Raw genomic sequence first — 14,197 nt, forward strand, 5'->3', positions numbered from 1 at the left:
GACCAATCCACTATATAACGCAAGTAAAACGCCGCCTGCGGGACGGTTGGCGCCTGTGCCGAAGGCATGGGCCGGCCCCCGCGCGACGACTGGGAGCGCACCACCATGGACACCAAAACGACGCATGTGATGCCGTGGCGCATCGAGGACATCGATCTGAACCGGATCGATCGTCAGCGTGCCGCCGCGAACGAGGATCTGTTGCTGTTGCTGTGCGCGTCGTCGTTCATCGAAAGCGGCTCGGATCTCTACACGAGCAATCTGAGCCAGTTCTTCAACGACGATCCGGAAGTCTCCGCATGGCTCAACAATGCATGGGAGCACGAAGAATTGCAGCACGGGCGCGCGCTGAAGGCGTACATCGCGCACGTGTGGCCGGAGTTCGACTGGGACACCGCGTTCGCGAATTTCTTCGCCGAGTATTCGAAGACCTGCAAGGTCGAGGCGTTCGAGAAGACCCGTGCGCTCGAGATGGTCGCGCGCTGCGTCGTCGAGACGGGCACGGCCACGCTCTATCGCGCGATCAACGAATGCTCGGACGAGCCCGTGCTGAAGGAAATCACCGACAACATCCGCACGGACGAAGTGCGTCATTACAAGCACTTCTTCAAGTTCTTCAAGAAGTACAACCAGCTCGAAGGCAATGGCCGGCTCGCGGTGCTCGGCGCGCTGGCCCGCCGCGTGATGGAAATCAAGAACGAGGATTCCGAGATCGCGCTGCGCCACGTGTTCGCGGTCCGCTATCCGGATCGTGTCGGCGACAGCCAGTACAACCGCGAGCGCGCCGCGCGCATCAGCAAGCTCGTGCGGCGCAACCTGTCGGCCGACATGTGCGTGAAGATGCTGCTCAAGCCGCTCGACCTGCCCGCGAAGATCCAGCCGGGCGTCCACTATCCGCTCACCAAGATCACGCGGCACGTGTTCCTGCGCTGATCGCCGCGGCGCGGCCCGACGCGCGTATGCTGCGGGGTCTTCATCCGCTTTCCACCGGGGCCACGCCATCATGACCGATACCCATCGCCACGCGCTCGAACAATGGACGTTCGATGCGTGGCCGCCGGCCGTCGTCTCGCTGTTCGACGGCACCGCGCTCGAGCGTCATGCCGACGTCGCCGCCTCGCTGATCGTCGCAACCGACGATGGCCAGTTGCGCACGACACTGCTCGGCGTCGGCGAGATCTACGCGCACGATGCGCGCACGCTGCTGCTGGCGCTCTGGCCGCAATCGCGTGCGGCGCGCGCGATCGCGCAACGGCGTACGGCCGCGTTGACGCTCGTCGCGGACGGTGCGTTCTTTCAGGCGCAATTGAGGATGGCGCCGCTCGAAGGAGACTTCGGCGGACTGGCCGGATTCGCTGCGACGATCGCGCACGGCGATGCGCAGCGGGTCGGCTATGCGCGTCTCGCGACAGGCGTCACGTTCACGCTGGAAGGGGAGCGCACCGCGGTGCTCGCGCGCTGGCAACGCCAGGTCGAGCACCTGCGGCGCGCGGCCGCGCGGCTTCAGTGACCGCGCTGGCCGCTGCGCGACGAACGGTTGCGGTTCGGGTGCGCGGCATTGCCGCTCGCCGGGCGTGCGCTGTTGCCGCCGCCGGCCGGACGTCCGCCGCTGCCGCTGCCGCCGGCGCCGCCTTGCCCTTGCGTGCGCGGCTTCGCGGCCTTCTGCTGAGAAGCCTTCGGTTGCGCGTTGCCTTCGCGTTTCGCGGCCGGCTGGCCTGAGCCGCCTGCACGCGGCTGGCGATTGCCGCCGCCGCCACCACCGCCACCGCCGCGCGGTTGCTGCTGGCCGCGGCGCTGCTGGATCGGCTCCGGCTTCGCGTTCGGATCGGGTGTGAAGCCCGCGATCACTTCCTGCGGAATCTCGCGCTTGATCAGCCGCTCGATGTCGCGCAGCAGTTGCTTTTCGTCGACGCACACGAGCGACACGGCTTCGCCGGTCGCGCCCGCGCGGCCCGTGCGGCCGATCCGGTGCACGTAGTCTTCCGGCACGTTCGGCAGGTCGAAGTTGACGACGTGCGGCAACTGGTCGATGTCGATCCCGCGCGCGGCGATATCGGTCGCGACGAGCACCTGCAGCGTGCTGTTCTTGAACTCCGCCAGCGCGCGCGTGCGGGCCGACTGGCTCTTGTTGCCGTGGATCGCCATCGCGCTGATGCCGTCCTTCGTCAGCTGCTCCGCAAGCCGGTTCGCGCCGTGCTTCGTGCGCGTGAACACGAGCACCTGGAACCAGTTGTGTTCGCGGATCAGGTGCGTGAGCAGTTCGCGCTTGCGATCGCGGTCGACCGGGTGGATCTTCTGCGCGACGCTTTCGGCGGTCGTGTTGCGGCGGGCGACTTCGATCAGCGCGGGCGAGTCGAGCAGGCTGTCGGCGAGCGCCTTGATCTCATCGGAGAAGGTCGCCGAGAACAGCAGGTTCTGGCGCTGCGGCGGCAGCTTCGCGAGCACGCGCTTGATGTCGTGGATGAAGCCCATGTCGAGCATCCGGTCGGCTTCATCGAGCACGAGGATGTCGAGATCCGACAGGTCGATCGTCTTCTGCTGCATGTGGTCGAGCAGGCGGCCCGGCGTCGCGACGACGATGTCGACGCCGCGCTTGAGCGCATCGATCTGCGGATTGATGCTGACGCCGCCGAACATCACGGTCGAGCGCAGCTTCAGGTATTTGCTGTACGCACGGACGCTTTCCTCGACCTGGGCGGCGAGTTCGCGCGTCGGCGTGAGGATCAGTGCGCGCACCGCGCGTTTCGCGCCGCGATGCTCGGCGTAGAACGTATGCAGGCGTTGCAGGATCGGCAGCGTGAAGCCGGCGGTCTTGCCGGTGCCCGTCTGCGCGCCGGCGAGCAGGTCGCCGCCGCCGAGGACGGCCGGGATCGCCTGCTGCTGGATCGGGGTCGGCGACGTGTAGCCGAGCTCGTTGACCGCCTTGACCAGCGGTTCGGCCAAGCCGAGAGATTCGAAAGACATAGATACCACTCTTCAGTTTTATGATCGGCGACGTCTCGCGCGGCCCGCGCGGGAGGTGACATCGCAAAATGCAAAAGGGCGCGGCCGCGGTTTCCCGCAGCCGCGCCCCGTTTGTGTCAGCCGCTTCTTAGTCGAGCGGCGCGGAACGCAGGTCGCTCACCTGTTGCGGCGAGATCGGCGTACCGTTGTTGCCCCACGACATCCGGATATACGTGACGACCGCCGCAACTTCCTGGTTCGACAGCGACTGTGCGAACGGCGGCATCCCGTACGGACGCGGATTCTTGAACGTGCTCGGCGGATAGCCACCGTTCAGCACCATGCGGATCGGGTTGACTGCCGATTCCATCACGATCGAATGGTTGCCCGCGAGCGGCGGATACGCCGGCGGCTTGCCTGCGCCGGTTGCAGCGTGGCAGGTCGCGCAGTTGTCCGCGTAGATCTTCTTGCCCTGGTCGAACAGCGCGTTGCCGAACTGCTTCGACGGCTCGTACTGCATGTTCTTCGGCGCTTCAGCCTTCTGCGGGATCGACTTCAGATACGTCGACATCGCGCGCGTATCTTCGTCGTTCATGTACTGGAGGCTGTTGTGCACGACGTCCGCCATCGGGCCGAACACGGCGCCCTTGTTCGACACGCCGGCCTGCAGCAGGTTGGAGAGCTCTTCAACGTGCCAGTCGCCGAGGCCGAGTTCCTTGTCGTTCGTCAGCGACGGCGCATACCAGTTCTGCAGCGGAATCAGGCCGCCCGCGAAGGCTGCCGAGCTCACCGGGCCGCCCATCATGTTGATCGACGTGTGGCACATCGAGCAGTGGCCGAGGCCTTCGACGAGGTACGCGCCGCGGTTCCATTCAACCGACTTGGTCGGATCCGGCTTGTACTCGCCTTCCTTGAAGAACAGCGTGCGCCAGCCGATCAGCAGGTTGCGGTTGTTGAACGGGAACTTCAGTTCATGCGGACGGCTCGGCACCGATACCGGCGCGACCGAGCGCAGGTACGCGTAGATCGCGTCGGAATCCGCACGCGTGACCTTCGTGTAGCTCGCGAACGGGAAGCCCGGGTACAGCAGGCTGCCATCCTTCGAACGGCCGGTGTGCATCGCGCGGTAGAAGTCGTCCGACGTCCACTTGCCGATGCCATCCTTGTCGTCCGGCGTGATGTTCGGCGTGTACATCGTGCCGAACGGCGTCGCCATCGGCAGGCCGCCCGCGAACGACTTGCCGCCGCGCACGGTGTGGCACGCGATACAGTCGCCGACGCGCGCGAGGTATTCGCCCTTCTTGATCAGCGCGGCCTGGTCGGCCGGCGTGGCCGCGACGGCGGAAGCGCCGTGCAGCGTGTCGTTGCCCGGCCACAGGACCGGCACGAGGGCGGCAGCCGCGACGATCGCGACGGCCGAGAGTGCAAACAGGGACTTGCGTTTCATTGTGTCTGTCTCCCTTGCCTTATTGCGGTTCGCTGCCGCAGGCGAGCGGAGTCTTCATCGAACGCGCCGGAGCCGGCACGGGGTTGGCGGGCGCCGGTTGCGCGGCGAGCCATGCGGTCACGGCGGTCACGTCTTCGTCGGAAAGCTTCGAAGCGACTTCATGCATGCAATCGGGCGCCTTCGCGTGACGGTTGCCCGAACGCCATGCACCGATCTGCGCGCTCAGGTAGTCGGCGTGCAGGCCGACCAGGCCCGGGATCGCCGGCTGCATGCCGGTCAGCGTCGCGCCGTGGCAGGCCACGCAGGCCGGCAGCTTGCGCGACGGATCGCCTTGCGTGACGAGCTGCTTGCCGCGCGCGAGCGTCGCGGCCGGCAGCGTCGGCTTCGCCGGTGCCGGATACGGCGGGCGTTCGGCCGAGAAGTGCTCGGCCATTTCGCGCAGGTAGTCGTCGTTCAGGTACGTCAGCAGGTAGTTCATCGGCGGGTACTTGCGCCGGCCGTCACGGAAGTTGACGAGCTGGTTGTACAGGTACTCGGCCGGCTTGCCGGCAAGACGCGGGAAGTAGTCGTTGTCGGTGCCTTGGCCATGGACACCATGGCAGGCCGTACAGCCGCGCACGCGCTCGGCCATGGTATCGGGTGCCTTGAGCGGCGCCTGCTGGGCTTGCGCTTGCTCCGTGGGCTTGGTCTGCGCTTGGGCAGCGCTCATAAGGCCCGCGCTGCCGAACATCAGAACGGCGAGCAGCGGACGGAAGAGGCGTCTTGAAGACACACGAGACTCCATGTTTATTCGACGGGGACCTGTTGTCCGGGCTACGATCGGCTCGGCGCATGACGGCAAGGCAGCCGGGCTGCTGCGACGCGGCATTCTATCATCGATGGGTAATGACGGCTATTTGGCAAAAGGTCATCGGTTCCTGTCCGTTTGCGACTTGCGACAATTTGACGCGCATTGCGACGTGCTGGTGTGAACCGGCGTGCGTTTTCACCATCGAAGACCGTACACTCGCGGGTCGCGCGGCGGCGCCTCCGCCGCAGGTCCAGTCATTTCTCCCGTTTCCGGATTCATCGATGACGTTTTCTACCGTGCCGTTGCCTTCCTCACGCTGTCCGTCCCGTTGCCGCCGCTCCGTCGGCCTGCCGCTTTCGGGAGGGTGTGCGCGATGAAGTTCGACAGCTTGTGGATCGGTCAGGTCGCGCTCGCGGCACTGATGGACGCCGCGTTCGCGATGGCGGTCGGCTCGGCGCTGCTCAAGGCATGGCTCGGCAAGGACGGCGCCCGTCCGGTCGTCGCGCCGTCGCATCCTGCTTGGCTGCGCGCGCAACATTCGCTGGCCGCGGCGGCGCTGGCGCTGGTGCTTGCAGATCTCGGCTGGCTCGTCTACGAGGCCGCGACGATGAGCGGGGCGGGGCTCGGCGGCGCGTTCGCCGCGATTCCCGTCATGCTGACGCAGACGCATACGGGCTTCGCGTGGAGCGTCGCGTTCGGCGGCGCCGTGGTGCTCGCGATCGTCGCGCTGGCCAAGCCGGAGGGCCCGGTCGCGCATGCGGTGCTGTGGCTCGCGGTGATCGTGGTCGCGGCCGGCAAGGCGTCGCTCGGCCATGCGGCCGATACGGGCGCGCTGTCCGCGGCGGTCGGCGTACAGACACTGCACCTGCTCGCGACGGCCGTGTGGGGCGGCCTCGTGCTCGCGGGCGGGCTCGCGGTGCTGCCGGCGCTCGGTTCGTCGGTCGCGCGCGGCGCGCTGATCCGCATTGGCCAGCACCTGTCGCGGACGTCGATCGTCTCGGTCGTCTTCGTGCTCGGCACCGGCGCGCTCAACGCGATTCGCGGGCTCGGCGGTTCGCTCGCGCCGCTCGACGGCAGCACGTGGGGGCGCGTGTTGCTGCTGAAGCTGCTGCTCGTCGCGCTCGCGCTCGTGCTCGGCGGCCTGAACCGCTTCTCGGCACTGCCGCGCCTGCGCCGCACCGCATCGACCGAGGATGCGCACACGTTCCGCAACATCCTGCATCTCGAAGCGCTGACGATGATCGGCGTGTTCGTCGCGGCAGCCGTGCTGTCGTTCAGCGTGCCGGGGTTCGCGGCCCTCGGCTGACGGCAGGGCTTGCGCGGAGGGGCGCGCCGCAAGGCCGCCCGCGCGCACCCGGCACGTGCCGGGCGTCGCAGCGCGCATGCAAAAACGGCTGCCCGTCGGGCAGCCGTTCTCGAATCGATACCGACCGCGCGGGCCGCAGTCGCGCGCCGTGCTTACCACTCGGCGACGCTGCCGTCCGCGTGGCGCCACACCGGGTTGCGCCAGCGGTGGCCCGTCTTCGCCATCTCGCGCACCTTCTCCTCGTTCACGTCGATGCCGAGCCCCGGGCCCTGCGGGATCGCGACGAAGCCATCCTCGTAGCGGAACACCTCGGGGTTGCGCAGGTAGTCGAGCAGGTCGTTGCCCTGGTTGTAGTGGATGCCGAGGCTCTGCTCCTGGATGAACGCGTTGTAGCTGACCGCGTCGAGCTGCAGGCACGCGGCAAGCGCGATCGGGCCGAGCGGGCAGTGCAGCGCGAGCGCGACGTCGTAGCTCTCCGCGAGCGTCGCGATCTTGCGGCACTCGGTGATGCCGCCCGCGTGCGACGCGTCGGGCTGGATGATGTCCACGTAGCCGCCCGCGAGGATGTGCTTGAAGTCCCAGCGCGAGTACAGCCGCTCGCCGAGCGCGATCGGCGTGTTGGTCTGGTTGACGATGTCGCGCAGCGCCTCGACGTTCTCCGACAGCACCGGCTCCTCGATGAACATCAGCTTGTACGGGTCGAGCTCCTTCGCGAGCACCTTCGCCATCGGCTTGTGCACCCGGCCGTGGAAGTCGACGCCGATCCCGACGTGCGGGCCGACCGCGTCGCGCACCGCTGCGACGTTCGCGATCACCTGCTCGACCTTGTCGTAGGTGTCGACGATCTGCAGCTCCTCGGAACCGTTCATCTTCACGGCCTTGAAGCCGCGCTCGACCACCGCGCGCGCATTGTTCGCGACGTCGCTCGGCCGGTCGCCGCCGATCCACGAGTACACCTTGATGCGATCGCGCACCTGGCCGCCCAGCAGCGCATGCACGGGCACGCCGTGATGCTTGCCCTTGATGTCCCACAGCGCCTGGTCGACGCCCGCGATCGCGCTCATCATGATCGGGCCGCCGCGGTAGAAGCCCGCGCGGTACATCACCTGCCAGTGATCCTCGATCAGCAGCGGATCGCGGCCGACGAGGTAGTCGGCCAGTTCCTGCACCGCGGCCTCGACCGTATGCGCGCGGCCTTCGACGATCGGCTCGCCCCAGCCGACGATCCCCTCGTCGGTTTCGATCTTGAGGAACAGCCAGCGCGGCGGGACGACGAAGGTTTCGAGGCGGGTGATTTTCACGATGCGGGTCTCCAGGGTTGACCGGCGCGGGCAGTCGGGCGCGGCGCACGGTCGCGTGCTTTCGCGGTCATCCTAGCGTAGCCCGGTAAAAAATAGTATTAATAGCACTATTGTGCAGATAGTGAGATAGCGGGCAGCCGGCCCGCCCGGGTGCCGGCATAACGGAGAACGATCATTCGACGCGACCTGCATGGACAGACGGCCTTCCGGCTCGCCACGGCGATCCTGCGCGGCGACTACCCGCCCGAGTCGCTGCTGCCGAGGGAGCCCGACCTGATGGAGATGTACGGCGTGAGCCGCACGGTGATGCGCGAGGCGCTGCGTACGCTCACGTCGAAGGGGCTCGTTGAATCGAGGCCGAAGATCGGCACGCGCGTGCGGCCGCGCGGCGTATGGAACCTGCTCGACGCCGACCTGCTCGACTGGTACGCGCGCGTTGCGCCACCGCTCGCGTTCGCACTGAAGCTGCAGGAGATGCGGGAGATGGTCGAGCCCTACGCGGCCGCGCTCGCCGCGCGCATGCATACGCCGGACACGTTCGACGCGATCGACGGCGCGGCGCGCGCGATGGCCGCCGCGCGCAACGTCGACGAATGGGTGCGCGCCGACCTGCGTTTTCACCTGAGCGTGCTCGAGGCCGGCGGCAATGAGCTGCTGGTGCCGCTCGGCACGCTGATCGATCGCACGCTCGAGGCGCAGCTGCACCTGAATGCGCGCCGCGCGGACGTGTACAACGCGTCGCTCGCCGAGCACACGGCCGTCAGCGACGCGATCCGCGTGCGCGACGAGGACGGTGCGCGCAGCGCGATGGCGGCGCTGCTCGCGGTGACGCGCGCGCGGATCGAGATGTCGTGACGGGCACGGGCGAGCGGTGCGGCGCCGTCAGGCGTTCGCGCAGCCGCCCGGCTTGTGGATGCGCTCGGTCGACGCGGGGTATTTCGCGAGCAGGCTCGCCGGCCGCCGCGGGCGCACGACCAGGTCGCCGCCGCAGTTCGGGCAGCGGCCCTTCAGCACGTCGTCGGCGCAGGTCGCGCAGAACGGCTCGCCGCCCGCGTACATTCGAACGTACAGATGCGCGCGTCCGCCGAATCGGGCGGCAGGTCCTTGTCGCAGCATTCGCAGCCGGGGCGCAGTTCGAGCATGACGGTGTTTCTTGGTTCGGGCAGGGTCGGGACGGGCGCCGCCGGACATTGCGTGCAGCGCATGTGCGCGCTACTGTACCCGCTTGGATCGGCCTGGCCAACGGTGTCCCGACGGGGCGCCGTCGATGCGCACGGGCCGCACCGGGAGACGACCATGCTTTATCGCGGAAGCTGTCACTGTGGCGACGTGAAGTTCGAGGCGGAAGGCGACCTGCAGGGCGTGATGGCGTGCAACTGCTCGATCTGCCAGCGCAAGGGCGCGCTGATGTGGTTCGTGCCGCGCACGAGCATGACGCTGCTCACGCCCGACGAGAACCTGGCGACCTACATGTTCAACAAGCACGTGATCAAGCACCGTTTCTGCAAGCGCTGCGGGATTCACACGTTCGGCGAAGGCGTCCACCCGAACGGCACCGCGATGGCCGCGATCAACGTGCGCTGTCTCGAGGATGTCGATCTCGACGCGCTGCCGGTCACGCACTACGACGGCCGCTCGCACTGAGCGGCGCGTCGGCGCATGAAGGGTCGCGTGGCCGTCAGGACGGTTGCGCGGCAGCGGCATCCGGCGCGGGCGTTTCCGCCTGCGGGGCGGGGCCCGCGGTGCGCGTGCCGGTGCCGGCCGGACGTTCGATCAGCGGCGCGAGCGCCGGCGCCATCGACTTCAGCAACTGCACGGCCATCGCGCTCGTGAAGTCGTAGCGCGCCGCATACGGTTCATGCGCCGTTGCGGTCAGGACCCCGAAGAACCGGTCGCCGAGCACGAACACGAACGTGCCGCTGCGATTGACCTTGCGCGACTCGATCAGCCGAGCGCCGCGCGCATAGACGTTGAAGCGCTGGTCGCCGGTCCCTGTCTTGCCGTACACGTCGAGCGTCTTGCCGTCGGGCAGCGTGAAGCCGCCCGCGAGGCGGCGCGCGGTGCCGTTGAGCACGACGTCGCGCAGCAGCGTGTGCGCCACGTTGACGATCTCCGGCGACAGCATCGGCTGCGGCTGCGCGGCCGCGCGCACGAAGCGCGTCTCGTACGGCGTGCCCTTCGCGAAATCGAGCCGCGTGATCGTCTCGGTCGGCGCTTTCTGGCCGCCGTTCGCGATCAGGCCGATCAGTTTCGCGAGTGCGTCGGGCTGGTCGCCCGATGCGCCGATCGCGGCCGCATACGACGGCGTGACCTCCGCGAACGGGTAACCGAGCGCGCGCCACGCCTTCGTGATCTCCGCGTACGCGCGCAGTTCGACCATGCGGCGGATGCGGCGGTCTTGGGTCGCGTGGTAGCGCGTCTTGTACAGCCATGAGTACGTGTAGAAACGCGCATCGTGGCTGTCGCGCTGGACATCGGCGAGCGATGCGCCCGGGTGCGCGCGCAGGTAGTTGAGCGTCCACAGCGCGAGCGGATGCACGCTCGCGATATAGCCGCGATCGTTGAGGTTGAAGCGGTCGATCGCGTACTTCGCGTAGAGCTTGGCGAGGTCGTCGTCGGACAGCGTGGCGGCCGGCGTGCCCTTCAGTTGCGCGCGCATCTGCGCATCGAACCACGCGAGCGATTCGTTCGGCGCGACGCTGCGCAGCACCGTCGCGATCTTCGGTGGCGACTTGCGCACGTCCTTCAGCATCAGCGCGAGCGCGTCGTCGGGCGCCTTGCCCGCATAGCGCGTGTAGTAACGCTTCACGTAGACCTGGCTTTCGCCGTCGACGAACTGCTGCAGGTAATGCTGGCGCTGCTCGGGATCGTCGAGCCACGACGACGACGGGCCGGCCGCCTGCAGCGTCTCGTAGTGGACGATGTCGCGCATCAGCCGCACGAACACGAGGTTGACCGAGTGCTCGAACGCCGTGTGCAGCGTCAGGATCCGGCCGTTGTCCGATTTCTCGAAGTTCGAAAACACCTGCGCGCCGCCGCCCGTGTAGAACACGTCGGGGCTGGCCGAGTACTTGCGTTCGACGGCCGCGTCGAGCATTGCCTGCAGCGAGCGGTCGCGCGTATGCGACAGATAGTCGAGCGCCCAGTGCGACAGCCCGTCGATCGGGTCGGGCTTCACGCGGGCCAGCTCCGCGTTCGACAGGTTCGCGTAGCGCGCATGCAGGTCGGACACGATCTGCAGGTACGTGATCAGCGTGCGCAGCTTCGCGGTCGAGCCGAGGTTGATGCGGCCGCCGCGATTGACGTCGAACGGTTCGTTCACGCTGTCGGTCTGCACGCGCAGCAAGTTCGCGCCGTTGCGGTGTTCGTACAGCGTGAAGCTATACGTGAGGTGCGCCGGGTCGTCCTTCGGCGCGAGCATCTCGAAACCGTACAGGCCCGCTTTCTGCGCGCCGTCACGCGTCGATGCCTGGGCGAGCCGTTCGGCGACCGCCTGCTGCACGCCGTTGTCGAGCGTGCTGGTCGCCTGCAGGTCGAACTGGTCGAGCTGGTACAGATCGCTGATGCCGAGTGCCGACAGCAGCGACGCGCGCGCGGACGTCACGGCCTTGCGCGACACGAACGACTGCACGTGCGCGGCGGCTGGCGGCGCGCTGCGTTCGATTTGCGCGGCGAGCGCGGCGTCGCGCAGCGCGGGCGAAATCACGCCGCCGTTCGACAGCAGCCGCAGGTAGCTGTCGGTCAGCTTCTGCAGCGCCGGATAGCCGCGGTTGAGGAAGTACGACGGCGCGCGCTGCGCGATGATCAGCGACAGCACCTCGCGGAACGTCTTGCCTTGTTCGTCGACGTTGTCGCCGGTCGTCGGCGCGGACAGGATGCGGTTCACGTCGTTGAAGTCGCGGCCGTACCACGCGGCGAGACCGTCGCCGATGCCGGTGATTTCACCGACATGCGGCCGTGCGGCGAGCGGGACGGAATTCAGGTAGCGCACGACGATGGTGCGGCGCGCGGGCATCGTCTGCGGGCCGTTCAGGTACGCGCGCACCGATGCGGACGCGATCTGCCGCAGCTTCTCGGGCGGCGTCGCGGTGCGGCCCTCGGGCGAATGGCGGAACTTCTCGATCTGCGTCGCGAGCGTGCTGCCGCCCGGGCGTGCCTGATGGCGGTTGACGACGTGCAACGCCTGGTCGGCGACCGCGCGGCCGAAGCGCCCCCAGTCGATCGCCGGGTTGCGGTTCGGCTCGTTCGCGTCGAGCAGGTAGCGATCCTCGATGAACAGCAGCGAATTCGCGACCACGGGCGGCACCATGTCGAAGTCGGCGTAGACGCGCTGCGGGAACGCGGTCGTGAACAGCGGCGCGCCGGTCGAGTCGAACAGCATCAGGCCCGCCTGGTCCTTCTCTTCGAACGGGAGGAACAGCCCGCGATCGCCGAGCAACAGCATCCGCTGCGAATCGCGCGCCTGCTTGCTGACGACGAAGCCGCGCGCGAGCAGCCGCTCCTGGAACGCCGGAATCATCGCGTAGCCGAGGCGCTGGTCGTACGGACCGTTGGCGGGGAAGCGGATGTGATCGCTCGGGCCCGTCTCGACCGTGTAGCCGACATCGCGGGTGAGCTCGGACAGGTAGTGCGCCTGCAGCCGGGACGTTTCGATCTCGCTCTGCACGAGTCGCGCAACGATCGCCACGGCGATCAGCAGCGCGGCCAGCAAAGACCACTTGATCCACGTCCAGACCGATGCGAGACCGGTCACGCGCGGCAGGATACGATTCAGCGGCCGATTCATGGCGGCGTCTCCCTGAAGGCACGGGCTCCGGCCGCACCCCATTAAGGATTAGTGTAGTCCTCCGCAGCGGGCTGCCAAGGGCGTTCACTACCGAGATGCGTCGACGCAACGCGCGTGCCTGTGACGCGCTGTAACCCGCGTTGCGTCGCGGTGGTGCATGCCGTCGCAGGGCAACGTTTGCGCGTTTCGTGCCGAGGCACCCGCGTGGCGGGCGTGTCGGCGGGCAGGCCCGGACGGCCGGGCAGGCGGGCAATGCACCGGATTCGTGCGGTGCGGCGGAGCGACAATTGGGATCGGAACCCGACCGTAAAATTGTGTCCGGCGAACGGCGATGCTGCGGGTTTCCGTGATAGCCGCGCGAGCCGGCCACGGGTACGATCGCCGGATGTGCGGCGCATTTCCGTTTTTGCCGGGAGTCCCATGCCGATCCACCCCGTCGTGCTCGTTTGCACGGCCATCCTCGGGTTGCTGCTGTTCGGGCTCGGCCTCGTCGTGTCCGTCACGCGCTTCCGTTGCACCACCGGTTCCGGGTGTGCGCCCGATCCGGCGAACGGGTTGCACAAGATCGTGCGCGCGCACGGCAACACGGCCGAATACGCGCCGTTTCTCGCGGTGCTGTTTCTCTACTTCGGCGCACACGATCCATCGCGCACGATCCTGACGCTGATCGTCGCGGCGACCGCGTGCCGCTGTCTGCTGGTGATCGGCTTGCTCGCCTGGCCGACGATGGCCAACCCGAATCCCGTGCGTTTCGTCGGCGCGCTCGGCACGTATCTGTGCGGTGCCGCGTTGTGCGTCGCGCTGTTCGTCTGAACGGCGGCATCCGGCGACATACGGTACAAGTCCTGACGGCGGTGGTTGCGGCGGGCGGTGATATGCTCGCGGGACGCCCGCGATCGACGGGCGGATTCCGACTGCCTGCGCGCTGCCGCGCTGCACGGCGATTCCGAGGGAAGAACCGGCAACATGAGCCGCAAATTCATTCTGAAGGGCGACACGACCGACCACGGCGGTGTCGTGCTCGACGGGATCGCCAATTCGTCGTTCGACGGACGCGAACTCGCCTATCTTGGCGCGCCGGTGTTCTGCGCCGCCTGCAAGTCGCCGGGCGTGATCGTGTCCGACGGCGGCGAGCGGACGATGGCCGTGATGGGCAAGGTCGTCGCGCTCGAACACGACCTGTGCCAGTGCCTGTGCACGCCGCAGCCGAAGCTGATCGCGTCGCAGGCCACCGGGACGATCACCGGATGACACCTGCCGCGCGGAGGCGGTTGCCACCCGCGCGGCGTCGGCATATCGCCGCCGGCCGTCAGACGCTGCCTTCGGTTTCGATCACGAGGATGCGTGCTTCGCCGAGCGGATGCGCGACGTGCTCGGCGCCGGCCGCCGCATGGAACACGTCACCCGTTTCGAGTACCGTCGCGTGCTCGACGCCTGCATCGCGATAGCGCATCTCGACGCGACCGTCGAGCACCGCGAACACTTCCTCGCCGTCGTTTACATGCCATCGATACGGCTGATCGGTCCAGTGCAGGCGGACCGAGATGCCGTTGAGGTTCGCGATGTCGAGCGCGCCCCACGCGCGGTCTGCGGTGAACGCGGCGCTGCGGATGATGTTCATCGA

General features: G+C 67.8%; 14 protein-coding genes and 1 pseudogene. 8 read left to right on the forward strand and 7 right to left on the reverse strand.

The window, feature by feature from the left end:
- Positions 1–105: 105 nt before the first annotated feature.
- Both QZM67_RS18230 and QZM67_RS18235 read left to right on the forward strand, forming a co-directional pair.
- Positions 106–933: a ferritin-like domain-containing protein gene (locus tag QZM67_RS18230; RefSeq protein WP_043190698.1), complete on the forward strand. Its 828-nt coding sequence runs from the start codon at positions 106–108 to the stop codon at positions 931–933.
- A gap of 70 nt (positions 934–1,003) precedes the next feature.
- Complete coding sequence (locus QZM67_RS18235; protein WP_175022053.1) at positions 1,004–1,510, forward strand: hypothetical protein; 507 nt, start codon at positions 1,004–1,006, stop codon at positions 1,508–1,510.
- Here QZM67_RS18235 and QZM67_RS18240 read toward each other — a convergent pair.
- The 3 genes from QZM67_RS18240 to QZM67_RS18250 form a co-directional block, all read right to left on the reverse strand.
- Positions 1,504–2,964: a DEAD/DEAH box helicase gene (locus QZM67_RS18240; RefSeq protein ID WP_301805539.1), complete on the reverse strand. Its 1,461-nt coding sequence runs from the start codon at positions 2,962–2,964 to the stop codon at positions 1,504–1,506. The genes QZM67_RS18235 and QZM67_RS18240 overlap by 7 nt on opposite strands.
- Before the next feature lie 127 nt (positions 2,965–3,091).
- Entirely contained in the window at positions 3,092–4,390 is a 1,299-nt protein-coding gene (locus tag QZM67_RS18245) for a cytochrome c (RefSeq protein ID WP_043190707.1), read from the reverse strand.
- 19 nt (positions 4,391–4,409) lie between these two features.
- Positions 4,410–5,174, reverse strand: a complete 765-nt coding sequence (locus tag QZM67_RS18250; RefSeq protein WP_301805542.1) for a c-type cytochrome — start codon at positions 5,172–5,174, stop codon at positions 4,410–4,412.
- On the opposite strand from QZM67_RS18250, the gene QZM67_RS18255 reads away from it, so the two are divergent.
- On the forward strand, positions 5,173–5,361 hold the full coding sequence (locus QZM67_RS18255; RefSeq protein WP_143331030.1) for a hypothetical protein: 189 nt from the start codon (positions 5,173–5,175) through the stop codon (positions 5,359–5,361). The genes QZM67_RS18250 and QZM67_RS18255 overlap by 2 nt on opposite strands.
- Positions 5,362–5,553: 192 nt before the next feature.
- A complete protein-coding gene (locus QZM67_RS18260) occupies positions 5,554–6,486 on the forward strand; it encodes a CopD family protein (protein WP_301805545.1) in 933 nt (310 codons plus the stop codon).
- A gap of 152 nt (positions 6,487–6,638) precedes the next feature.
- On the opposite strand, the gene dgoD is transcribed toward QZM67_RS18260, so the two are convergent.
- A complete protein-coding gene (dgoD, locus tag QZM67_RS18265) occupies positions 6,639–7,787 on the reverse strand; it encodes a galactonate dehydratase (protein WP_043190713.1) in 1,149 nt (382 codons plus the stop codon).
- A gap of 222 nt (positions 7,788–8,009) precedes the next feature.
- Between dgoD and QZM67_RS18270 the strand changes: the two genes are divergently transcribed.
- Positions 8,010–8,642 (forward strand): FadR/GntR family transcriptional regulator, encoded by a 633-nt coding sequence (locus tag QZM67_RS18270; protein ID WP_301805771.1) that lies wholly within the window; start codon positions 8,010–8,012, stop codon positions 8,640–8,642.
- Between the two features lie 27 nt (positions 8,643–8,669).
- Here the strand turns inward: QZM67_RS18270 and QZM67_RS18275 are convergent.
- Positions 8,670–8,929, reverse strand: a pseudogene (locus QZM67_RS18275) (DUF1272 domain-containing protein).
- A gap of 154 nt (positions 8,930–9,083) precedes the next feature.
- On the opposite strand from QZM67_RS18275, the gene QZM67_RS18280 reads away from it, so the two are divergent.
- On the forward strand, positions 9,084–9,431 hold the full coding sequence (locus QZM67_RS18280) for a GFA family protein (RefSeq protein ID WP_043190717.1): 348 nt from the start codon (positions 9,084–9,086) through the stop codon (positions 9,429–9,431).
- Between the two features lie 34 nt (positions 9,432–9,465).
- Here the strand turns inward: QZM67_RS18280 and QZM67_RS18285 are convergent, their stop codons facing one another.
- Entirely contained in the window at positions 9,466–12,573 is a 3,108-nt protein-coding gene (locus QZM67_RS18285; RefSeq protein ID WP_301805550.1) for a transglycosylase domain-containing protein, read from the reverse strand.
- Between the two features lie 426 nt (positions 12,574–12,999).
- On the opposite strand from QZM67_RS18285, the gene QZM67_RS18290 reads away from it, so the two are divergent.
- The gene (locus QZM67_RS18290; RefSeq protein ID WP_301805774.1) at positions 13,000–13,386 is read left to right on the forward strand and encodes an MAPEG family protein; all 387 of its coding nucleotides are present in this window, start codon (positions 13,000–13,002) and stop codon (positions 13,384–13,386) included.
- A gap of 153 nt (positions 13,387–13,539) precedes the next feature.
- On the forward strand, positions 13,540–13,824 hold the full coding sequence (locus tag QZM67_RS18295) for a PAAR domain-containing protein (protein WP_301805552.1): 285 nt from the start codon (positions 13,540–13,542) through the stop codon (positions 13,822–13,824).
- A 58-nt stretch (positions 13,825–13,882) separates the two neighbouring features.
- On the opposite strand, the gene QZM67_RS18300 is transcribed toward QZM67_RS18295, so the two are convergent.
- The gene (locus QZM67_RS18300; protein WP_301805555.1) at positions 13,883–14,194 is read right to left on the reverse strand and encodes a cupin domain-containing protein; all 312 of its coding nucleotides are present in this window, start codon (positions 14,192–14,194) and stop codon (positions 13,883–13,885) included.
- Positions 14,195–14,197 lie beyond the last annotated feature (3 nt).

This window comes from Burkholderia sp. AU45251, assembly GCF_030482905.1.
GTDB classification, from domain to species: Bacteria; Pseudomonadota; Gammaproteobacteria; order Burkholderiales; family Burkholderiaceae; genus Burkholderia; species Burkholderia aenigmatica.

Bases quoted from the DNA above. Each gene is read 5' to 3' on its own strand.
- QZM67_RS18300 (WP_301805555.1), bottom strand. From the start codon at position 14,194: ATGAACATCATCCGCAGCGCCGCGTTCACCGCAGACCGCGCGTGGGGC.
- QZM67_RS18280 (WP_043190717.1), top strand. From the start codon at position 9,084: ATGCTTTATCGCGGAAGCTGTCACTGTGGCGACGTGAAGTTCGAGGCG.
- QZM67_RS18255 (WP_143331030.1), top strand. From the start codon at position 5,173: ATGTTTATTCGACGGGGACCTGTTGTCCGGGCTACGATCGGCTCGGCG.
- QZM67_RS18285 (WP_301805550.1), bottom strand. From the start codon at position 12,573: ATGAATCGGCCGCTGAATCGTATCCTGCCGCGCGTGACCGGTCTCGCA.
- QZM67_RS18295 (WP_301805552.1), top strand. From the start codon at position 13,540: ATGAGCCGCAAATTCATTCTGAAGGGCGACACGACCGACCACGGCGGT.
- QZM67_RS18240 (WP_301805539.1), bottom strand. From the start codon at position 2,964: ATGTCTTTCGAATCTCTCGGCTTGGCCGAACCGCTGGTCAAGGCGGTC.
- QZM67_RS18235 (WP_175022053.1), top strand. From the start codon at position 1,004: ATGACCGATACCCATCGCCACGCGCTCGAACAATGGACGTTCGATGCG.
- QZM67_RS18245 (WP_043190707.1), bottom strand. From the start codon at position 4,390: ATGAAACGCAAGTCCCTGTTTGCACTCTCGGCCGTCGCGATCGTCGCG.
- QZM67_RS18260 (WP_301805545.1), top strand. From the start codon at position 5,554: ATGAAGTTCGACAGCTTGTGGATCGGTCAGGTCGCGCTCGCGGCACTG.
- QZM67_RS18230 (WP_043190698.1), top strand. From the start codon at position 106: ATGGACACCAAAACGACGCATGTGATGCCGTGGCGCATCGAGGACATC.
- QZM67_RS18250 (WP_301805542.1), bottom strand. From the start codon at position 5,174: ATGGAGTCTCGTGTGTCTTCAAGACGCCTCTTCCGTCCGCTGCTCGCC.